Genomic DNA, 21245 nt, shown 5'->3' with positions numbered 1-21245 from the left:
GTAAAATACATTTAAGAGGGGATATAAAAATTGATTGTGCTTTCGAAAAAGAAGAAAATCTTGACACTACTTATAATAGCTACATTAATGATTACCTTGTTTTTTTTCAACGGTTCTCCTGTAGCGGCGCACGAGGCAAACATTTGTCCTCAGCCTTCCAAATCTACCGTATCTTCATCCGATGGGCCCACGCCGATTATTTTTGTTCACGGGATTAGAATGGACTCTACTAAATTAAGTTCAGAAGCCCCATCAGTCCATGCTTTTTTAAAGGAGCTAGAACAAACAGGAAACTACCATGTGGTTGGATTGAGCGACTCAAATGAGTCTTACTTTGCATATCACGATGAAAATGAAAAGTATAGCGACGTTTCATTAGGTGGAAATAGCCTGCCTCATATTTCCACAAACGCAGAGGAACTGCATAAGGAAATCAAAAAGTGTTACGACCAATACGGCAAAAAAGTGGTTCTTTTCGGATATAGCATGGGAGCCTCCATCATCCGTGGGGAATTGGCCAGGTATGGAAAAGAAGATGCCAAGTATATTAAATTTGTCACCTTTTTACACGGGGTTCAGCAGGGATCCTGGCTGGCTCCTATTGGGGGCGGAATTGGGACAGGTGCAAAGGCGTTTGGACAAAGTTTCGAAATGACTTTTGAAAAACAATACGGAAAAGTTGGGGGTAAGGTAGCGGAGTTTGCTGTGAAATCGATAGCAGATCATTCTCCTATAGATTTAAATGCTCCAGCTATAAGGGACCTTGCCCCAAAAAGCGAATGGTTCCAAACCACGAACAAAACGAATCCGCCTGAATCCATCCCTTATTACAATTTTTATGGAGATATTCATTTACAATATCCCATTAATGTTCTTCCAGGGGGATTGTGGAATATTTCCGATGGAGCAGATGTCCCTATTGGGGATGGGGTCATTTTTCCAGGTACAGATACACCGACCGATACAGGTGATTTAGGTGGAACGAAGTTTAAGTTTAAAAAAGGAAATGAGTGGGCAAATCATGAAGATTTGCGTTTCAATGTTTCACTTGCTACGTTTTTATTAAGCATAAGTAATAAATCAAAGGAATTTGTTTCCAATATTTCGGATAGCGGCTACCATCATACTGCAATCCTTGCGTCAGATTGGGGAAAGATTGATACAATTTCTGTCGGTGATGAAACCAATACAAGGGGTAACTTGTACGAAACCATGATGAATGTATTCAAAACAGAAGCTGAAAATGAGACTCCAACGGCTGCGGAAACAAGAAACATCATTCAAAACCTTAAAAACGGCATCGTACAGACCTATCAGGACCATGTAAAAAAACATGGATGGGAAAATGTGCAGAATATGTCTAATTTTTCGATGATAAGGCCTCAGCTATTAAACTATGCTACTCAAAACTTTACTGATGGGGAATTAGAAAAAATCGCCTCTAATTATTTTAAAGGCGGCGGCGATTATGCCTATTTCCCTATTGATGATTTTGATGTTCGGTTTACAATCCATGAGCGTACTCCTTCTAAGATTGTTGCTTCCTCTATTGAATTCAAGAATGAAATCATGGCAACGATGGATACGGTCTATTACACAGCAGTAAGGAAGAACGGGAAATGGGTATTGGATAAATGGAAATTCGTCGATTACAAAAATGAACCATTAAACCTAACGTGGTCGGAAATCAAGACGTATGCGAAAAAACATGGGCATGATGCCAAACTGGTCAAAGAGACATCTTATATGGGTAAAAAGGTGTATATTGTCGACAACTATGTGGATTTTGACCACGTGATGATTTATGCGGAAAGCTCAGATTACGAACCTGTACCGCCTGAAATAGAACCTTCAGCGGCCAGCAACAGCCAGAGCCAACCAACCAATTCACCAACGGAGTATGCCGTGAACTATCAAATCACCACAAATGGAAAAGGGACTGCAAGTACTCCAAACGGCGGGACCCTTACGTTAAAGGTGGGAGATACTATTAAAGTTACACGAACTGACCAACTTGATAGAAATGAATATTTTGAAAGGACGTTATTCGGCGGGGATGTCATGGAATTAGTACAACCTGGTGAAGATGTTTTTATCATAAAAGCGACTAAATCAGGCCCTTCTTATATCAGCATTTTACCTCTGGATGAATGGGATCTTGAATATAAAATTAACATCATGGTTCAATGACAAAGGATAAAGTAGCAACTAGAATCGAGAGGAGAAATAAGCGATGAAAAAATGGTGGGTGGCTGCTATTTCTGCTGTTGTGTTAATAGCATTAGGAGCCACAGTATATTTTCTGTCATCCAATCACGGCAAAACGGCAAGCCAAAAATCATTTTCGGCAAATGTACAGAAAACAAAAACGGATGATTCAGCTGCTGAGTTTGTGGATAGCGTAAAAGAGGCTTATGAAAAAAATGATTATACTGCTATCTATCAATCTCTGAGTAGTACTGTCACTAAAAATCTCACGTTGGAACAGTTCCTGCAAAGTAAACCAGAAGGATTGACAGTAGAGGATATTAAAGATAATGGGAAAGAATCTGTTAAAGAGGACGGTTCTTTTAAAGTATTAAAAAAACCCATTCGTATGAAAATTACTCAAAACGGACAGACCAAAACGATAAACACCAACTGGGTTTTTGTTTTAGAAAATGGTCAGTGGAAATTTGTTGGTTCAGACGAGTAATGTGATGCATGGGGACGGTTCTCGTGTGTCATTTCTAACATTGGCTAAGAGGCGCAAACAGTGATCGGTTATGGCTGGATCCATTTAGTTATTGTGGTAATCTCCCCAAGATGAACATACTCTCAAAGAATAAAAGCCAACGATCCTTAAAACAGGGTGGTTGGCTTTATTCATGAATGTTTCTCACGCCTTCATCCGCTCAGACAGGGCTGGATTACAATCCCTTATTTAAGAAAAGAAATATTAAGAAACCTGACTCTACTGATTTTCAGATATATCTAAAATGGACGTATCGATCCATAATTCTTGACCTTTATTCTCGCCCTCAATTATTTTTACCAAGGCAAGGTCATTTGATTCTTTATCCATTTCTTTTATATGAATCAAGCTGTCCTTTGGAAGAAAGATCGTATCAACGTCTACTTCTTTCATTTCACCATTTTTCGTTTCGACATCCCCTGCGAAGATTAGCCCCGTCTCTGTTCGTACAGGTACAGGATCTATCATTTTATTTAATTTTTGATAATCCTTTAATGTTTTCGTACCTGATATATCATATTTCAATAAGTACAAATCGCCAACTTTATAAGAAACGTCTTTCTTTTTGGTACCAACCAATTTAGTTGATGGTTCCTTATTACTGATATCATCAATGATCGCCTGTGCCTCTTTTGCATATTGTGAGCCTAGTTCATAGGGTTCGTCTAATAAACCGGTTCCTTGTTGGTAGGCATGGAGATACTCTAGATATTTTTCTATCGAAAGGTGATATAACTCGATAATTTTTGTGTATTTCTCTGGTTCATAGTATTTAGGCACTTCTAAACCTTGTGCGATATCTTTATGCAAGTAAAGCAAACTTTCAAAAACAACAGATTCTTTTTTTCCAGAATCCATTAACATTAAATCATCAGGAGAAGGCATCTTACTCTGAACATTTTCAATGTAACCCTCTATATAGCTATTAATATACCGAGCAATACCATTTTCCTCAGAACTAATGTCGCTTTCCGTTACAGTGTCCGAGTTCGCTTCGGAATCAGATGATGAACCAGTCGAAGCTGCTGAACAACCAGTTAATAGAAGGCCTGCCATCAGTAATGCGCATATTTTTTTCATCTTATGTACTCCCACTTTTTCTTATATCTTTTTAAAATAAAAATCACTAGTTTTCGTATCTTTTATTTGAGAGTTCCTTTTCCGCGTTATGTAGATTTTGATGAGCGGACACTCTCAAAAGCCCTTTAGTATTATATACCTAATAATTCGACATTTGTGATAAAACGCATTAGAAATCTTATAAAAAGTTCGGGTGCAGCTGTCACCGCTCGGATATTGCTGGTGTTCAGACTTTTTGGATATGGCTCATAATGGAGCATCTGATGGTTAATTTGTCAGTTTATAATAGAAATTAAATACTATTCTATCTATTAGTTTCGACAAACTCCTTCTTTGGGCCTAATTATAATGAATAATGGCTACATAATAAGGAATGAGGGAGGAAAAAAGTTGAAAGGAATTTTGAAGCTGTTGCCGTTGCTTTTAGTTGTCAGTTTATTTTTTACAACATCAGGATTTGCCAAGAGTGAAAATGCAAAAAAATCATTGGTTGCATTGGGTGATTCTATCCCATTTGGGTATGGGCTTACCGATAGTATGGATGAACCATCAAGAGATGCCTTTCCGTATTTAATTGGAGAAGCAGCCGACCTCCGCGTCCGCAACCTAGCTGTCCCAGGATGGAAGACATCAGACTTGTTGAATGCGCTAAATCATGATCAAAAGTTCATTCAAGCGGTAAGTAAGGCAGATTATATTACGTTGAATATTGGCAGTAACGATTTGTTAAAGCCAATTAAAGACGCTTATGTGGCGAGCGGAGGAAATCTGGATAATGAGGCCATAATAAGATTAATTAATAGCCTTGGTCCATCTGCCCAAATTCTTCAACTAAATATTAGTTTAATTGTTGGAAAAATTAATGCGCTAAACCCTCATGCTAAAATAGTGCTATATAATTTTTATAATCCGTTTCTATTCCTTGGTGAATCACACCCAATTAATTTGTTAGGTAATCCTCTTATTCAGACTATCAATCATGCATTAGAGGGGTTAAACTATCCGAATTTAGCCATTGCCAATGCCTACGTTATCGGATTGAGTCCGTTTTACCTTTTATCGGGAGACATCCACCCGTCTCTTGCCGGGCATGAGTTGCTTGCAAATATTGGCTTAAACGCATTAAAGTAGAATAATATTGTTAGTGATTGGGGCTGTTGAAGAAAATCAACAGCCTTAATTAATTCAAAATTTTTAAGAGGTTATTGTTTACTTTTTGTTGAATTCTAATATACAAAAAGTAAAAAGGTGGAAAGTATATGAATTCAACGGTTTCTCCGATTGCCTGTAAGGTAAATAATGTATTTATTCATGTTAGTGATTTAAAAAAATCTGCAGAATGGTACAGTGATTTACTTGGGTTACCGTTTAATAAGGAAGAAGTTAATTCTCCTGTCTACAATGTCCCTGTAACTTCAGAAACCGGCCTTACTTTAGATGATCACACATTTGACCCAGGCTTTAAATTGAAGCCTTCAAACCACGTTCTATTTAATTTCTTCGTCCAAGATATTGATGAAGCTTACCAGTTTATTAAAAATAAAGGGATAATAGTCGTTAAAGAAATAGAGCGCATAGGTGACTTTGCCTATTTTAATTTCAAGGACTTAGATGGTAATGTTTTAATGATCTGTAATTGTTAATGTTCTGAGCAAGGGTAAAGTTTTTTTACCTTTGCTTTTTTATTTGTCAAACTATTGGCGAACTTGACCAAGAAAGGGGAGCCAAGGTATCAGACAAACACCGATTCAGGGGCAATCTAAGGTTCCTTTTTCAAAAGAAATTGCAGGTACCCGATCAATCCGTTTATTCATTGAATGTTCTTGATGTTTTGAACCAACAACCAGGGGAAAGTCGAGACGGAATGATTCGAGAATGGATGTTGAATGTGTGGGAATGTTTGGGACATCAACATAATTGGGTGAAAGAAATTTGTTTCACTCTTTTAAAGTGCTTTTTTTTAAAATGTATGCATTTTGCACTAAATATCGCATTCCATTTTATCAAAGTTGTGTTTTCGTACCTGTTTTTAGCACTAAAATCGTAACAATACAATGAAAATTGCGGTCTTACGAAAGTGGTATACGATTTACTGTGTGAATTATCAGTGAAAATAAGAGAAAAAATAATGACCTATTTGGAGTGTTTTCCATTTATTTGGATATACTTTCCGATTTGGTGTGGTTACTTTCCACTTTGATGATTTTACTTTCACTTTTTGGCAAATACTTTCCGATTTTCTACTTTTACTTTCCAAAATTAGCGATTTACTTTCCAACCCCTTTTTAGAGTAGAATTTTCCCTTCTATACCCTTCTTTGAAAAGAAGGGGCCATCCGATAAAGAATCCCTCACCTTCAAAGAGTGAGGGAAAGTTAAAAAATAGGGTAGTAAAACTAGACAAGCTGATAAAATAAACCGAGTTGAGTATCATACCATAACAGATTGCCGTGTTTGCGTTTCGGGATACGTGTTTGTAGACTCCACTCGGGATACTGTTTCATAATTTGTACCTGGTCACCTGTTGCAAAAGCAATAAATGAAATATAATGATCTTTTGTCATAGGATGGTCGCTTGAAATAAACCATTCATGATCGATTTCTGAAACGGATAGCTTTTCTTCGTCTGTTGCTATCTTCGCTTCTAATGGTTCCAGCTTTCTTCCGCAACAAGATACGGTCATATTTCCAGTTGCCAATCCTATATTAAGACAGGACGGGCAGACAAAATAATGAGACTTTTTCATATTTCCCCCTACAAATTCATTCGACGATAATGCACCATCTAAGATATTTTCGATATTTACTCCGAGGAGAGTTGATAAGCTTGGCAATAGCGTGATGTCTGGGCAGCCATACCCACGCTCCCATTTTGAAATCGTTCGATCAGAAATATTCATTTGATCAGCTAATTGTTTCTGTGTTAGTCCCTTTTCCTTCCGCAAATTTAAAATTAACTCTCCAATTTTACGATTATCCATCAATTTCTCCTCCTGCTCTACTGCCATGATAGAACTTTAAAAGTTTTGAATCAACAAACGCTCCGTAGAGTTATATGGAGGGACGTCGGTTTAGGAATGGCGGATATTCATTATTTCTTACGGCTTTTTCCTTCAAATCACTAGGTGTGGCGAAAATAAGTGAGAGGACAAATAACAGAATAAAATAATGGGTCTGTGGGAGAATATGGTGGTTAACTAATTCAAAGGAGGAGTTATTTTTGAGTCACTTCACAGACCATCATCATACAGGAGAAACAGTAATGGAATCTGGGCAATATATAGATGCAGATGGAGAGAAGAAAGAACTTCGTCAAGGCGAAACATTTCCTGAATGCCCATCAACAGGGAAATCTACAACCTGGACGCACGAAAGCCATACTCATAGAACTGGTGAAACAGTAATGGAATCAGGGCATTATGTAGATGCAGATGGCGAACATATAGTACTTAACCAAGGAGAAAAATTCCCAAGCTGCCCATCAACAGGAGAAGCTGTCTCTTGGACTCATGAACAGTAAAAATGAAGTACAATCATGAGGGGATATCAATCCTAATCAGAAGGGTCTGGGTGCCTGAGCCGCAGTAAAAAGGCGTTGGTGAGGTACCCCATAAAGGGAAGGGGAAGCCGAACCCGGGCTATGGGTCTGACTCCCACTCACTTACATAAAATAGCAAAAGGCCCGACTAGCTCCTATTCGCTAGTCGGGCCTTTTCACGCGCAATACCTTCGATTGTCTCCTTAAAGAACGGTCCATGTGGAATTTATTTTACAACATCGTCCCAGCATGATTCGGACTCTTTTTTTAGACTTTCGATATGAAGCTTTAATACTCCTAGAAAAGTAGGAAGATTTCGTTCCCTCATGGCTTCAACTAAACGATGATGGTGACTATGTCTTTTAATCGTACTTTTTAGTGAGGTTGGATGCACAATGCGAGACAAGGCAACATGTGTATTTAAAGAACTATAAATATCCTTGATTTTTTTATTGTTTGCCCATTCGACTAAAGCTTTATGAAACTTAACATCTAATTCAATATACAAATCAAATGGGAATGGGTTTACCTCTATTAACGAATCCATTTCGTCTACTATAGTTGCCCATTCTTGGAGTTGAGTTTCTGAGATTGTGTTGATAATTCTTTGTGCAGCCCACATTTCTATCATTAAGCGCGCATCAAGGACTTCAATAAAATTAGTAAATTGTAATTGTGTGACATAGGTCCCTTTACGGGGGACGATCTCTAGCAGACCCTCATGAACAAGCTGATCAATAGCGCTTTTCACTGGAGAACGACTTACCTCGAATTCGTCTGCAAGCTTATAAATATCTAGTTTATCGCCTGGTTTGTATTTTCCATCGATAATTTTTCCCCTAAGCACTTTATAGACCTGGTTTGTTAAAAGTGAAGTCTCGATTTCACCGGACAATCTCTATTCACCTACCTTGATTTTTGCATTGTAATACGTAACATATCACAGAAATGAATAAAAGTAAAAATTAGTAAAATTACTATACTGTAAAAATTATAATGAATGAGCTGCAAATCGTCAATTCTTTTTAGTAGAAGACCTTTTACTATTCAAGACTGATTAGTGAAAAATAAGGATTTTTAAGAGCCGCTTTCACTTTTATTTATCAGTTAATTCAAAAAAGTGTTGACGATTAATTAGAAGGAATGTATTCTAAATCTGTGAAGTGTAACATGTTACACTTCACAGGGAAATTGAGATGCTAGTAAATGAACGAATTATGTTATGGATTAATTGTAAACGTTGCCATCGGGGGGCTGGTTCATTGTCTGTAATTAGAGTTATTTTTTCATTTAGATTACGAACGGAAAAGAGAGGAAGACAACATGAAAAGTCTTGTTTGTGAAAAACCTAATCAGTTTGTTATGAATGATGTTACAAAGCCATCTATAAAAGACGGTGAGGCATTAATTCGTATTCGTCGTGTTGGCATTTGTGGAACGGACTTTCATGCCTATCGGGGGCGTCAGCCGTATTTTAGTTACCCAAGGGTTTTAGGTCATGAATTGGCAGGGGAAATTGTCGATATAAAGACCAGCCAAAAGAATTATGTCATTGGTGACCAAGTAACGATCATTCCGTATCTTGAATGCGGAACATGTATTGCATGCCGTAATGGAAAACCTAATTGTTGTACAAAGTTAGAGGTTCTGGGGGTACATACGGATGGTGGTATGCAGGAATATATGACGATTCCCGTTTCGCATTTAATGAAAACGAATGATATCACATTAGAACAAGCGGCTACAGTTGAATGCTTTAGCATTGGTGCACATGCAGTTAGACGCGCAGATATTAACCACTCTGAATTTGTGGCTGTCATCGGTGCTGGCCCGATTGGTTTAGGGGTTATGAAATTTGCCAAATTAGCTGGAGCAAAGGTGATTGCTCTGGACGTGAATGAAAAGCGGTTAGATTTTTGCAAAAAATGGGCTGATGTTGATTATGTGATCGATGTTGCTTCAACTGATGCCATTGAAGAAATCAAGAAGATTACAAATGGTGATTTTGTAAACGTTGTCTTTGATGTTACTGGCAATGTAAATTCAATGAATAACGCATACAATTATGCTGCTAATGGAGGCAGAATTGTCTATGTTGGACTTGTTCAGGCAGATATTTCTTTCCCGGATCCAGAGTTTCATAGGAAGGAATTAACGCTTCTTTCAAGCCGGAATGCGACAAAACAAGATTTTGAGTATGTGATTCAAACCATTAAACAAGGGCAGGTTGATACCAATGCCTTTATCACCTCAAAAACTTCGTTTGAGGAAATAATGGAGGAATTTGAATCTCTTTCTAAACCAGAGTCAAACACCATAAAGGCAATGATTACATTCTAATTATTAAGCTAAATATAAAAATTAAGATAAAGGGGAGATAAGGTAATGAAAAAGTGGAGTATGATTTTAGCCGTCATTCTTATGATCACAACTGTTTTAGCTGCTTGTGGAGGTAAAACTGATCAAGCATCGGGGAATAAGGACAGCAATAAGGAGAGCGAAGGCAGCAAAGACAAATCCTATACGATCAAGGTAGCCAATTACTACGCAATCGATCATCCTCAAAATGTTGCGTTGCAGGAAAAATTTAAACCGCTAGTTGAAGAAAAGTCAGGTGGATCGTTAAAAGTAGAAATCTACGAAAATAATAAACTAGGCGGGGAAAAAGAGTTTTATACAGGTGTACGAAACGGAACGATTGAAATGGGCATACCTGGTATGATTATGCAGGCCGATGTTCCTAAAATGGGTGTTGTAGAAAGACCTTTCTTGTTAAGAGATTTCAAACATGCAAAGGAAGTATTAAATGGCCCTATTGGAAAAGAAATGACGGATGAGTTGGAGAAAGTTCATGGCGTTCATGCACTAGCATGGAGTGCAAACGGATTTAGAATGGTTTCCTCTAATAGAGAGGTTGCCAGTATGAAAGATTTTAAAGGACTTAGACTGCGTATGCCTAATACACCTGTTTTCGTGGAATTGGGACAAGCATTAGGAGCAAATGTTTCACCAATGCCCCTTTCAGAAGTATTTACAGCGATGGAACAAAAAGTGGTAGACGGTCAAGATAATCCAATTGGCGTAGTCAAATCCTCTGGTTTTTATGAGGTTCAATCGCACATCTTGGAATCGCGCCACGGATTTACGCCAAATGTTCTTATTGTCAATCAGGCTTTTTGGAAGAAGTTATCTCCTAATCAAAAGAAGGCTGTAGAAGAGGCAGCAATAGAATATGCTGATTATGAGTGGAAGTTATCAGAGGAAAGCTATGAATCTGATAAGAAATTCTTGCAAGGAAAAGGGATGAAATTTGTTACTCCAGATGAAAAGTTTATGAGTGAGATGGAAAAAGCCGTTCAGCCAATGTATGAATCCTACTATAAAGAATTTCCGTGGGCAAAAGAAATGGTAGAGAAAATTAAACAACAGGGAAAATAATCATGGTTAAAGAGTAAGGGTTCTTTAGGAACCCTGCTCTGCTTTTTGGAACGCTCTATTCGTTTTGTAAGGGGATGTGTTTAGTGGAAGTATTGATCCAAAAGGTTTACTCCTTTTTGAAATTCATCATTGCGCTGTTTCTCTCGCTAATGGCGATCTTTGTATTTGGAAACGTTGTATTGCGCTACGCCTTTAATTCAGGAATTACCTGGTCAGAAGAAGTATCGCGTTTTTTATTTATCTGGTTAATTTTCTTAGGTGCCATTCTTGCATTGAAAGATAATGAGCATTTAGGAGTCGATTCGATCGTAAAGAAATTACCTTTAAAAGGGAAAAAGATCGTTTACGTGATCAGCAATTTACTAATGATGGTTACACTGATCCTCGTTTTCGATGGTAGTTGGAAGCTTACAATGATGAATGTCGACCAATCGGCACCTGCTACCGGTATGTCGTATGCCTATATTTATATGATTGGTATGGTTATGAGTGTCGGTATGGGGCTTATTATTATTCTAAGACTATTCCGTGTTTTATTTAACAAAATGAGTGAAAGTGAATTTGTCATGACAACGGACTCGGAGGAACTTGTCGAACAAATGGAGCTCGAACATACTAATGATGGAAAAGGGGAGAAGATGTCATGACATTGGCAGTTTTTGTAGGGTCACTTCTAGCTGTTATGGCATTTGGCATTCCAATTGCTTTCGCACTTTTACTTAGCGGTATTATTCTCATGTTATTTATGGGTAATTTTGATACACAAATTTTAGCTGCCAACTTAATTGATGGTGCCGATAATTTTCCACTTATGGCAATTCCCTTCTTTATCCTTGCTGGAGAGTTAATGAATGCAGGGGGAATTTCAAAACGGATTATTAGCTTTGCCATGGCGTATGTGGGTCATATTCGTGGAGGACTGGGATATGTAGCCATTATTGCGAGTGTTTTATTTGCTGGATTATCTGGGTCAGCTGTAGCGGATACAGCAGCACTCGGTGCCATTCTTATTCCGATGATGGTAAGTGCAGGGTACAATCGGAACCGTTCAGCAGGACTTATTGCAGCAGGTGGAATCATTGCGCCTATCATTCCTCCTAGTATTCCGATGATTGTATTTGGAGTGACAGCGGGTGTTTCAATTTCGAAGTTATTTATGGCGGGCATCGTACCGGGTCTGTTACTTGCAGTTTCTTTAACCATCACTTGGACAATTATTGTCAGAAAAGATAAAACAGTTGCCCAGCCGCGTAAGACGGCTAAAGAGAAATGGGCTGCAACTCGTTCTGCCTTTTGGGCATTGCTCATGCCTCTCATTATTATCGGTGGATTACGGGGTGGTATTTTCACACCGACCGAAGCGGCTGCTGTTGCTGCTTTTTATGCTTTGTTTGTAGGATTGGTCATCTATCGGGAATTAAAGTTAAAGAAACTTTATGAGGTACTAGTCGTTGCGGCTAAAACAACTAGTATTGTCATGCTTTTGGCTGCGGCAGCAATGGTATCCAGTTGGTTAATCACCGTGGCCAATATTCCAGGTCAACTTATCACGTTGCTGGAGCCGTTTATGGACAATCAACTTTTGCTGCTTATCATCATCAATTTAATTGTCCTTATTGTTGGGACAGCAATGGATGTAACACCAACCATCTTAATTCTAACGCCGGTACTTATGCCTGTGGTCAACCAAGCAGGAATTGATCCGGTATTCTTTGGCCTATTATTCGTATTAAATAATTGTATTGGTCTTTTAACTCCTCCAGTTGGAACCGTTCTTAATGTTGCTGCAGGGGTAGGGAAAATTGGTATGGATGATATCATGAAAGGCGTATGGCCATTTTTAATAGCGGAAATCATTATACTTATCCTATTAACACTATTTCCATCTCTTGTTATGGTTCCGTTGGGATGGTTCCATTAGAATGATGCATGGGGACGGTTCTCGTGTGTCATTTCTATCCATTGGGCTGAGAAAGTTGCTATTCCACGAAACGGGGGACAGCGAGAGTTCCGTTCCTAATCAAGGTTCTTTTAAAATTGAAAAGCCAACTGCCACTCTGAAAAGGTAGTTGGCTTTCGTCATTTTAGGATTTCCAAAGGGCGATGTGACTTTCACCACTTCATTTGCTCATATGATGCAAGGGGACGGTTCTTCTGCTTCACCTTGTGAGGCAGAAGAACCGTCCCTGTGTTTCATTCGATATAGTAAATATCGCCTCCTCTCTTAAAGAGAGAAAGTTCGAAATTCAGTATTGAATCTGATCCAGCCATGTTTCGGTTTAATATAGGACAGTAATCTCCTGCATATCTCCAGAGAAATTGCCCAATATTTGCTGAGTAAGCACCCCTAGAAAGACGATGAGAATGAATAGCAAATGAATACCGCGGATAAGGATCATCGATCTTTTGAGGAATTTCTCGCCAGCTTTAACAATGAATGCGACAATCAAAGCAGCAACGGTGACTAATTAATAATTTTTTCAAAATAATTTTATCTGTTATCAACGCTTGTCCAATCTTCTGTATTTTTTTTTGCATATTTTATAATACGAGGGACAGGAATCTCTCTCGCCATATCCGCCTCCATATAGTACACCTCCAATCCAAAGAAGCGTATTTTTTATTAGATACGCTTCTTTGCATTTCATCCGTACACTTAATAAACAATTTAGAAGCCTTCAAAATTCCCAATACTAAATGGTCATTTAAGAGAGTTTTATAATGAAATAGCCGATTTTTCTTAAAATTATGAACTCGTCCAATCATTTTTTTTACAAAAAAATATCTTAATAGTGGGATTCAATTAATATCTCAGAAAAATAAAAGGAGGTGATAATTTATGTATGGATATAGCGGCGGAGGATATGGGATGGGTACTAACTTCGCGTTAATCGTTGTATTGTTCGTTTTATTAATTATCGTACTAACAACTACTGCTATTTGGTAAAAATGTCCATTCTGGATTTTAATAGTCAAATTATCTAGAATCGAGGTGATTTACATGTCCGGTGGACTTGGACACATGGTTGCATTAATCGTTGTGCTTTTCGTATTACTGATCATTGTAGGAACTAGTTTTTCAACTGGTTATGGTTACTAAGTCGTAGAAGGGTCATGTTACTGATTTTCAGTAGAAGGACAGGTTGGGACAACCTGTCTTTTGTAAAATTCCCCTATGATTTACAAATATTAAAAAAACAGAATTAATTTGCCTTGTTGAATTTAAACCTCTAATGAAAGGAGGGGGATTTAATGACATTTGGATTTTTTGGATTTGGAAGAAGACGGTTTGTCCCGATTGAAATTGAAATCGAAATAGAGAGAAGAAGACGAATTGAAATTGAAATCGAGATTGAGAGAAGAAGACGGATTGAAATCGAGATTGAAAGAAGAAGACGGTTTGAATTCGAACGTAGACGCGGATTCTTTTAAGCATTTGATTAAGGCGTGTGTGTTTGGGCCTTCGGGCTCTTTTTTTGTGAAGTAAATTCATATTTTTCGAAAAGTATTCTTTTGAATAAAGAGAGAGAACCTACTAATATGCACTTTTTAAAACACTTTTAAAAATACTTTTAAAAATAACTTTAAAAAGATTGAAAGTGTTTTCAGTTGGGTGTACAATATCTCATGTAGACAGCAAATACAATATTTTAATAAATATATGTTCTAATGAAAGGGGCACTTCTCTTGAATATTTCTACTATTGACGAAGCAGTTTTTAAAGATATACCTAAAATTACATATGAAGGTGAAGGCTCAACCAATCCATTATCTTTTAAATATTATAATGCGGAAGAAATGATCGGTGGTAAGCCGATGAAAGACCATCTGCGTTTTGCTATGAGTTATTGGCATACGTTTACATTTAAGGGAATGGATCCATTTGGATTGCCAACAATGGAGAGAGAATGGGATTCATTGGGTGATCCAATGACTATTGCGAAAAGAAGAGTAGTTGCTGCATTTGAGTTCATGCAGAAATTAGGAATTGAATATTTCTGTTTCCATGATGTCGATATTGCGCCGGATGGGGAGACACTCGAGGAAACTGAGAGAAACCTGTATGAAATCGTTAATCTTATAGAAGAGAAAATGAAAGAGACTGGGATTAAATTATTGTGGGGAACCACTAATGCATTTAGCCATCAAAGATTTATGCATGGCGCAGCCACCTCTTGTCATGCAAATGTATTTGCTAGAGCTGCCGCTCAAGTGAAAATAGCAATGGATATCACAAAACGCCTTGGCGGTGAAAACTATGTGCTATGGGGAGGAAGAGAAGGATACGAAACGCTCCTAAACACAGATACAAAGTTGGAGCTGGACAATTTTGCTAGATTTTTAAAAATGGTTGTGGATTACAAGTATGAAATCGGATTTACTGGACAACTGTTAATCGAGCCTAAACCAAAGGAACCTACCAAGCATCAATACGACTTTGACACTGCCACTGTCTTAGGATTTTTACGTCATTATGGGCTTGAAAAAGAGTTTAAGTTAAATATTGAAGCCAACCATGCCACATTGGCAGGACATACTTTTCAACATGAGCTCAATATGGCTAGAATTCATAATGCATTGGGAAGTATTGATGCAAACCAAGGGGATTTATTATTGGGCTGGGATACGGATCAATTTCCTACCAATATTTATGATGCTACGATGGCGATGTATGAGGTACTGAAACAAGGCGGTATTGCGCCAGGTGGATTGAATTTTGATGCGAAGGTTCGACGGGCTTCATTTGAACCAGAAGATTTATTCTTTGCCTACATTGCGGGGATGGATACATTTGCTAAAGGATTAAGAGTTGCTCATAAACTTCTTGAAGACCGTGTTTTGGAAGACGTAATCGAAAAACGTTACGAAAGTTATACGAGCGGCATTGGACAAGAAATTATCGACGGAAAAGTAGGATTAAGTGACTTGTACCAATATGCACTGGAGCATGGTGATAGTAAATTATCTTCAGGTAGACAAGAGATGCTTGAGAGTATTGTCAACTCCTATATTTTTCGAACGAAATAGATAGAAATTGGTGGTTTTATGTATATTCAAAATTTAGAAAAACTAAATAATAGAGATAAAATTTTGGCAACACTTTATTCACACCGGCAACTGACAAAATTTGATATTGCCCAAAAGACGAATATTAGTATACCAACTGTTACCTCCAACCTTACAAAATTATTAGAGGAAGGGCTAGTGGAAGAAGCGGGAATTGCAGAGTCTACTGGTGGAAGGAAGCCAAAGATTATCCGCCTAATCCCTAATGCCCTTTATTCCATTGGGGTAGAAATTGCTCCAACTAAGGTGAGTATGGTTCTTATTAATTTATGTTGTCAAATACAAAGTCGTGAAGAGTTTTTGTTGGATGAATTTGATATTACAGCGGATTTCCATCGAATTATCTTGAAATTGACTGATGAAATTAAACAAATGGTTCATGACTTGGATATCCCGCTATCTCGAATTGCTGGTATTGGCCTATCTGTTCCTGGAACTGTCGATCGCGAGCATTTTGTCCTTGAACTAGCACCAAATTTAGGAGTAAAGCAATTCTCGTTAGAATTTCTAAATGAGATGTTTCCATTCCCCATTTATATTGAGAATGAAGCCAATGCCGGAGCTTTTGGCGAATTATTGCTTGGCCGTAAACAAGTGGGGGAACAAACAGTCTATGTGTCTATCACAGAAGGTATTGGGGCCTCGATTATGACGAAGGATGGCTTTTATAGAGGAAATAAGGAGCGTGCCGGCGAGTTTGGACATATGCATATCGGTTACTCTGAAAAATTGTGTAAATGTGGAAGGACAGGCTGCTGGGAGTTGTTTAGTTCAGAGACCGTTCTATTGGATAGGTACAACCAAACAAAACATACAATTGGCGGTACTCTAGATGATATTGCTGCTCAATATAAGGCTGGGGACGAAGATACGAAGGCTGTGGTTAGTGAGTATTTAAATAATCTGGCGCTGGGCTTGCAAAATATTCTCTTGGCGATAGATCCAAAGGAAATCGTTATTGGCGGTAATCTGGCGAAGCATGGGAATTTATTTATTGATGAATTAAGAGATTTAGTATTTGAAAAATCAGTCTTCCATAGTAGCAGTGATGTAGATATCTTATTTTCTACGTTGAATGCAGATTCATCCATATTAGGCGCTGCTGTTACTCCGTTTCAAAAAGTATTCAATACAGATGAGCAATAAGGAGGTGCCGTTTTGGGTTATATTGGGATTGATGTTGGAACGTCTGGAGTAAAGATTGTCTATATCGAAAGTGCAGAGGAAGTTAAATATCAGGTAACCAAGGACTACCCCCTTTACCATCCCGAACCGGGGTGGTCTGAGCAAAACCCTGATGATTGGTGGAATGCGACCGTTGAAGGACTAAAAGAACTTTTTACGTTTATGTCTCCAGATGCGGTTAAAGGAATTGGCATTAGCGGACAGATGCATGGCTTAGTTGTTCTAAATAAAAATGGGGATGTCATAACCCCAGCTATTTTATGGAATGACCAAAGGACTCATGAAGAATGTTCCTTTTTAAATGAAAAAATAGGAAAAGATTTTCTGTCGACACATACAGGGAATATTGCCCTTACAGGGTTCACAGCACCCAAAATTCTGTGGTTAAAAAAGAATAAACCGAGCATGATGGAAGAAGCTCGTTATTTTCTGCTTCCAAAGGATTATATCGGATATAAACTGACAGGCAATATGTTTACTGATGTTTCGGACGCTTCCGGCACGCTGTATTTTAATGTGAAGAACCGGACCTGGTCACATGAAATGCTTGATATTATTGGGATTCGAGAAGAGATGCTGCCAAAGGTCTATGAGTCTTTTGAAATAGCAGGAACGGTAAACGAATTTGCTTCTGCTCAAATTGGAGTTCCAGTTGGTGTGAAGGTTGTAGCAGGCGCAGGTGATAATGCAGCTGGTGCTGTTGGCAGCGGAATTCTCCAGGAAGGAACATCCCTTATATCGCTAGGCACATCAGGGGTAGTCTTCTCACCCAAAGATAGCTATTCAGTAGACCGTCATAATAGTCTACATACGTTTTGTGATGCTAGCGGGAAATGGCATGTGATGGGAGTCATGTTGTCAGCAGCTGCCTCTCTTAAGTGGTGGGTTGAGGATGTGAACAAGAGTGATTATGACACTCTTTTACTTGAAGCCGAAAAGGCTGTGGCCGGCAGTAATGGACTTTATTTCCTTCCTTATTTGTCAGGTGAACGGACACCCCATAATGATCCATATGCCAAAGGAACCTTTGTCGGTTTAAGTTCTTCCCATTCGAGAGGGGAGATGACAAGAGCCATATTAGAAGGAGTAGCATTTGCTTTACATGATTCTGTCCACATTCTTAAAAAGCTGAACATCCCATTTACACAAGCAAAAGTGATTGGCGGTGGGACACAAAGCCCATTATGGATGCAAATACTAGCTGATGTGTTTCAGGTTCCATTAGTCACGTCATCTAATACAGGTGGACCAGCTTTAGGTGCAGCGATTTTAGCTTCAGTTGGAAATGGGGCCTATTCATCTTTGCAAGATGCTTGTAAGCAGATGGATGTCGAAAGTCAGGTTTATGAACCAATGGAGCAAAACACGATCATTTATTCGAAGATGTTCCCAATTTTTCAAAAAATATATTCCTCTTTAAAAGGTGTATATGAGGAAATTTATTTAATAGAGGATAGCTTATTACGTTAGGAGCAGCTGATTATGAACACAAACTTTGATGAGGTCGTCGATCGTTTTCATACGAATTCTGCTAAATGGGACGGTATCTCTAACGATTATGGCAAAGATGTAATCGCTTTATCTGTTGCTGATATGGATTTGCGTGCACCACAAGTCCTTGTAAATAAAATGATAGAAATGGCTAAACATGGAATTTATGGATATACAGAACTTTTTCCTCCATACTATGAGGCCGTGGAAGGTTGGTTTCAGAGAAGGTTTGACTGGAAAATCAATCGGGAATGGATCGTTTTTTGTCCCCGAATTGTGCAAGCGGTATCTTTGATATTGCAGCATTTTATCAAGGAAGGGGATAAGGTTCTCGTCCATACTCCATCCTATGCGCCTATTACCAATGCAGTAACGGTAAACCGAAGGACACTGGTCGAAAGTCCGTTAGAATTAAAAGATGGCCGGTATGAGATAGACTTTGAGGATACAGAAGCAAAGATGAGAGAGGGAGTGAAAATTCTCTTATTGTGTTCACCTCATAATCCAACCGGCAGAGTTTGGACAAAAGAAGAACTGTGGCGATTAGGGGAGTTATGTTTAAAATATCATGTTCTTTTGGTTTCGGATGATATTCATGCAGATTTTATCTATGGAGATCATCAGCATACCATTGTAGCAAGCCTTTCAGAACGGCTGGCACAGCAATCGATTATTTGTACTTCTCCCGGAAAAACGTTTAATCTGGCAAGCCTAGAGATTGCCAATATTATTATTCCAAATGACACCTATCGTGCCAGGTTTAAAGAATCTTTAATTCAGGCAGGGATTCATAATCCAACCTTTTTTGCCGTCCCTGCTTTAGAGATTGCTTACACATGTTGCGATGACTGGCTCACGAGTCTAAAAAGTTATATCCATGATAATCTTTCTTTTACAAAGGAATTTTGCAAGGAAAATTTTCCGAAGATTAAATCGATTGAACCTGAAGGAACGTATTTATTATGGATGGACTGCAGGGACTGGAGTATGAATGAAGCAGATTTAAAACGTTGGATTTTAGAGGAGGCAAGGGTAAATGTAAGCTTTGGCTCTTCATTTGGAAAAGAATACGAAGGCTTTATCCGCATCAATCTTGCGACACCACGAAGGCTCTTACATGATGGCTTAATCCGTATTGCACAAGTATACAAAAGGATTGACACAATAAAAATATAAATAAGGGTGAATAAGATGGGGAAATCAAAAGTAATTAAGGAACCAACAATGTTCTTAGCTGTATTACCGATTATCGCAATGGTGATATTTTTATCCTTCGGTTATATCTTTTTTCAATTGCCTCCAGAGCCATTAATCATTATGTCTGCCATTGTGGCAGGTGCCATTGCTATTTATTTAGGTCATTCGTATCAAGATATTATGGATTCCATTTCTGAAAAAATTGCTAAAACAATGCCAGCCATCCTGATCTTAATTGTTGTCGGTTTTATGATCGGGGCTTGGATGGTTGGCGGAACGATTCCAATGATGATTTACTATGGTCTAAAGATTATAGATCCACAATTTTTATTAATTACTGCTTTCCTTGTTACTTCTGTCGTATCTCTTTGTACAGGGACCTCTTGGGGTTCTGCTGGTACAATCGGGGTTGCATTTATAGGAGTTGCAGCTGGAATGGATGCCAACTTAGCAGCTGTAGCAGGTGCAGTAGTAGCAGGTGCCTATTTTGGAGATAAGTTATCACCATTATCGGATACCACTAATATTGCATCCATTGCAACGGGTGTAAATCTATATACGCATATAGGACATCTACTTTATACAACAGTTCCTTCTTTTATTGTTGCCAGTATTGTTTATATTGTTGTCGGTTTAAATTCAGGTTCAGCAACTGCAGAAATTCCTGAAAAGGTTTCCACCATTATGAGTACATTGGATCTAGCTTTTAACTGGAATCTTCTTTTAGTTGTTCCGATTCTGATTGTGCTTGTTGGTTCTGTCTGGAAAAAACCTACGATTCCGGTCATGCTGATTTCGTCGATTTTCGCAATGGCCAATGCATTGATTTTTCAAGGATTTACTTTGAATGATGCTGTCTCTTCAGTTGTGGGTGGCTTTAATATTTCGATGATCAAAGCACCAGGATTCGATCCGAACACCGTGATTGCAGATATTCCTAGATTGTTAAACCGCGGTGGTATGAATTCAATGATGGGAACACTATTAATCTGTTTCTCTGCCATTTCCTTCGCCGGGACTTATTCAGTAACGAAATCTCTAGATTTAATCATTAACAAAATGATGAGTAAGGTTAAATCGACAGGCAGCCTTATTGTTACAACCATTATTACGGGACTGACAATGATTGGTGTAACAAGCAATGGTCAAATTTCTATTCTCATGCCAGGTGAAATGTTACGAGATAGTTATATTAAAAGAGGACTCCATCCAAAAAACCTTGGACGTACGGTAGAAGATTCGGCTACGATTATTGAACCTATCTTACCATGGACTGCGGCCGGGGCTTATATGGCTGGAACATTAGGAGTTGCCACCTTATCCTATTTGCCTTGGGCTGTATTATGTTGGACAGGAATTATTTTTGCTACTATTTGGGGCTTTACAGGCTTTGGAATTGCAAAATTATCGCCTGAAGAGCAGAAACAAATGCTTGCCGAGATTGAAGGTAAGCAGGAAACTCATTCATCTAAAGTTGCGGGATAATCTGAAGAAAAAAGGATTAGTTGATGGGGTA

General features: G+C 38.4%; 20 protein-coding genes. 17 read left to right on the top strand and 3 right to left on the bottom strand.

Annotation, left to right across the window (positions count from 1 at the left end; all coding sequences use genetic code 11):
* Positions 1 to 30 precede the first annotated feature (30 nt).
* Both QNN06_RS29435 and QNN06_RS29430 read left to right on the top strand, forming a co-directional pair.
* Positions 31 to 2190, top strand: coding sequence for an esterase/lipase family protein (locus QNN06_RS29435; protein WP_284036583.1), 2160 nt, complete (start codon positions 31 to 33; stop codon positions 2188 to 2190).
* Between the two features lie 43 nt (positions 2191 to 2233).
* Entirely contained in the window at positions 2234 to 2695 is a 462-nt protein-coding gene (locus QNN06_RS29430) for a hypothetical protein (protein WP_284036582.1), read from the top strand.
* A 258-nt stretch (positions 2696 to 2953) separates the two neighbouring features.
* Here the strand turns inward: QNN06_RS29430 and QNN06_RS29425 are convergent, their stop codons facing one another.
* Positions 2954 to 3814, bottom strand: a complete 861-nt coding sequence (locus tag QNN06_RS29425) for a hypothetical protein (RefSeq protein WP_284036581.1) — start codon at positions 3812 to 3814, stop codon at positions 2954 to 2956.
* A gap of 390 nt (positions 3815 to 4204) precedes the next feature.
* On the opposite strand from QNN06_RS29425, the gene QNN06_RS29420 reads away from it, so the two are divergent.
* Positions 4205 to 4945 (top strand): SGNH/GDSL hydrolase family protein, encoded by a 741-nt coding sequence (locus QNN06_RS29420; RefSeq protein WP_284036580.1) that lies wholly within the window; start codon positions 4205 to 4207, stop codon positions 4943 to 4945.
* A gap of 128 nt (positions 4946 to 5073) precedes the next feature.
* Entirely contained in the window at positions 5074 to 5457 is a 384-nt protein-coding gene (locus QNN06_RS29415) for a VOC family protein (protein ID WP_213117314.1), read from the top strand.
* A 752-nt stretch (positions 5458 to 6209) separates the two neighbouring features.
* Here QNN06_RS29415 and QNN06_RS29410 read toward each other — a convergent pair.
* On the bottom strand, positions 6210 to 6794 hold the full coding sequence (locus QNN06_RS29410) for a helix-turn-helix domain-containing protein (RefSeq protein ID WP_284036579.1): 585 nt from the start codon (positions 6792 to 6794) through the stop codon (positions 6210 to 6212).
* A 239-nt stretch (positions 6795 to 7033) separates the two neighbouring features.
* Here QNN06_RS29410 and QNN06_RS29405 point away from each other — a divergent pair, with 239 nt between their 5' ends.
* Entirely contained in the window at positions 7034 to 7333 is a 300-nt protein-coding gene (locus QNN06_RS29405; RefSeq protein ID WP_213117316.1) for a hypothetical protein, read from the top strand.
* A gap of 244 nt (positions 7334 to 7577) precedes the next feature.
* On the opposite strand, the gene QNN06_RS29400 is transcribed toward QNN06_RS29405, so the two are convergent.
* On the bottom strand, positions 7578 to 8246 hold the full coding sequence (locus QNN06_RS29400; RefSeq protein WP_213117317.1) for a GntR family transcriptional regulator: 669 nt from the start codon (positions 8244 to 8246) through the stop codon (positions 7578 to 7580).
* Between the two features lie 428 nt (positions 8247 to 8674).
* On the opposite strand from QNN06_RS29400, the gene QNN06_RS29395 reads away from it, so the two are divergent.
* The 12 genes from QNN06_RS29395 (at position 8675) to nhaC (ending at position 21214) form a co-directional block, all read left to right on the top strand.
* On the top strand, positions 8675 to 9691 hold the full coding sequence (locus QNN06_RS29395) for a zinc-binding alcohol dehydrogenase family protein (RefSeq protein ID WP_284036578.1): 1017 nt from the start codon (positions 8675 to 8677) through the stop codon (positions 9689 to 9691).
* A gap of 45 nt (positions 9692 to 9736) precedes the next feature.
* Positions 9737 to 10789, top strand: coding sequence for a TRAP transporter substrate-binding protein (locus QNN06_RS29390; protein WP_284036577.1), 1053 nt, complete (start codon positions 9737 to 9739; stop codon positions 10787 to 10789).
* Positions 10790 to 10872: 83 nt separating this feature from the next.
* Positions 10873 to 11436, top strand: a complete 564-nt coding sequence (locus tag QNN06_RS29385) for a TRAP transporter small permease (protein ID WP_284036576.1) — start codon at positions 10873 to 10875, stop codon at positions 11434 to 11436.
* Complete coding sequence (locus QNN06_RS29380) at positions 11433 to 12710, top strand: TRAP transporter large permease (protein ID WP_217032780.1); 1278 nt, start codon at positions 11433 to 11435, stop codon at positions 12708 to 12710. The genes QNN06_RS29385 and QNN06_RS29380 overlap by 4 nt, the downstream gene beginning before the upstream one ends.
* 918 nt (positions 12711 to 13628) lie before the next feature.
* A complete protein-coding gene (locus QNN06_RS29375; RefSeq protein WP_213117322.1) occupies positions 13629 to 13736 on the top strand; it encodes a YjcZ family sporulation protein in 108 nt (35 codons plus the stop codon).
* A gap of 48 nt (positions 13737 to 13784) precedes the next feature.
* The gene (locus QNN06_RS29370) at positions 13785 to 13889 is read left to right on the top strand and encodes a YjcZ family sporulation protein (protein ID WP_481819278.1); all 105 of its coding nucleotides are present in this window, start codon (positions 13785 to 13787) and stop codon (positions 13887 to 13889) included.
* Positions 13890 to 14041: 152 nt separating this feature from the next.
* A complete protein-coding gene (locus QNN06_RS29365; RefSeq protein ID WP_213117324.1) occupies positions 14042 to 14221 on the top strand; it encodes a hypothetical protein in 180 nt (59 codons plus the stop codon).
* Positions 14222 to 14482: 261 nt separating this feature from the next.
* Positions 14483 to 15817, top strand: coding sequence for a xylose isomerase (gene xylA / locus QNN06_RS29360; RefSeq protein ID WP_481819277.1), 1335 nt, complete (start codon positions 14483 to 14485; stop codon positions 15815 to 15817).
* A gap of 18 nt (positions 15818 to 15835) precedes the next feature.
* A complete protein-coding gene (locus QNN06_RS29355) occupies positions 15836 to 17002 on the top strand; it encodes an ROK family transcriptional regulator (RefSeq protein WP_284036574.1) in 1167 nt (388 codons plus the stop codon).
* Positions 17003 to 17014: 12 nt separating this feature from the next.
* On the top strand, positions 17015 to 18511 hold the full coding sequence (gene xylB / locus QNN06_RS29350) for a xylulokinase (protein WP_284036573.1): 1497 nt from the start codon (positions 17015 to 17017) through the stop codon (positions 18509 to 18511).
* Between the two features lie 12 nt (positions 18512 to 18523).
* Entirely contained in the window at positions 18524 to 19708 is a 1185-nt protein-coding gene (locus QNN06_RS29345) for a MalY/PatB family protein (RefSeq protein ID WP_217032789.1), read from the top strand.
* 15 nt (positions 19709 to 19723) lie between these two features.
* The gene (gene nhaC, locus QNN06_RS29340; protein WP_284036572.1) at positions 19724 to 21214 is read left to right on the top strand and encodes a Na+/H+ antiporter NhaC; all 1491 of its coding nucleotides are present in this window, start codon (positions 19724 to 19726) and stop codon (positions 21212 to 21214) included.
* Positions 21215 to 21245: the final 31 nt, after the last annotated feature.

The sequence above is a fragment of the Neobacillus sp. 114 genome (genome assembly GCF_030127045.1).
Lineage (GTDB): Bacteria > Bacillota > Bacilli > Bacillales > Cytobacillaceae > Neobacillus > Neobacillus rhizophilus.
The sequence above is the reverse complement of the archived record's forward strand: the minus strand, read 5'-3'. Positions and strand labels throughout refer to the sequence as shown.

Bases quoted from the DNA above. Each gene is read 5' to 3' on its own strand.
- QNN06_RS29430 (WP_284036582.1), top strand. From the start codon at position 2,234: ATGAAAAAATGGTGGGTGGCTGCTATTTCTGCTGTTGTGTTAATAGCA.
- QNN06_RS29425 (WP_284036581.1), bottom strand. From the start codon at position 3,814: ATGAAAAAAATATGCGCATTACTGATGGCAGGCCTTCTATTAACTGGT.
- QNN06_RS29415 (WP_213117314.1), top strand. From the start codon at position 5,074: ATGAATTCAACGGTTTCTCCGATTGCCTGTAAGGTAAATAATGTATTT.
- QNN06_RS29410 (WP_284036579.1), bottom strand. From the start codon at position 6,794: ATGGATAATCGTAAAATTGGAGAGTTAATTTTAAATTTGCGGAAGGAA.
- QNN06_RS29395 (WP_284036578.1), top strand. From the start codon at position 8,675: ATGAAAAGTCTTGTTTGTGAAAAACCTAATCAGTTTGTTATGAATGAT.
- QNN06_RS29390 (WP_284036577.1), top strand. From the start codon at position 9,737: ATGAAAAAGTGGAGTATGATTTTAGCCGTCATTCTTATGATCACAACT.
- QNN06_RS29380 (WP_217032780.1), top strand. From the start codon at position 11,433: ATGACATTGGCAGTTTTTGTAGGGTCACTTCTAGCTGTTATGGCATTT.
- QNN06_RS29375 (WP_213117322.1), top strand. From the start codon at position 13,629: ATGTATGGATATAGCGGCGGAGGATATGGGATGGGTACTAACTTCGCG.
- QNN06_RS29365 (WP_213117324.1), top strand. From the start codon at position 14,042: ATGACATTTGGATTTTTTGGATTTGGAAGAAGACGGTTTGTCCCGATT.
- QNN06_RS29355 (WP_284036574.1), top strand. From the start codon at position 15,836: ATGTATATTCAAAATTTAGAAAAACTAAATAATAGAGATAAAATTTTG.
- QNN06_RS29345 (WP_217032789.1), top strand. From the start codon at position 18,524: ATGAACACAAACTTTGATGAGGTCGTCGATCGTTTTCATACGAATTCT.
- nhaC (WP_284036572.1), top strand. From the start codon at position 19,724: ATGGGGAAATCAAAAGTAATTAAGGAACCAACAATGTTCTTAGCTGTA.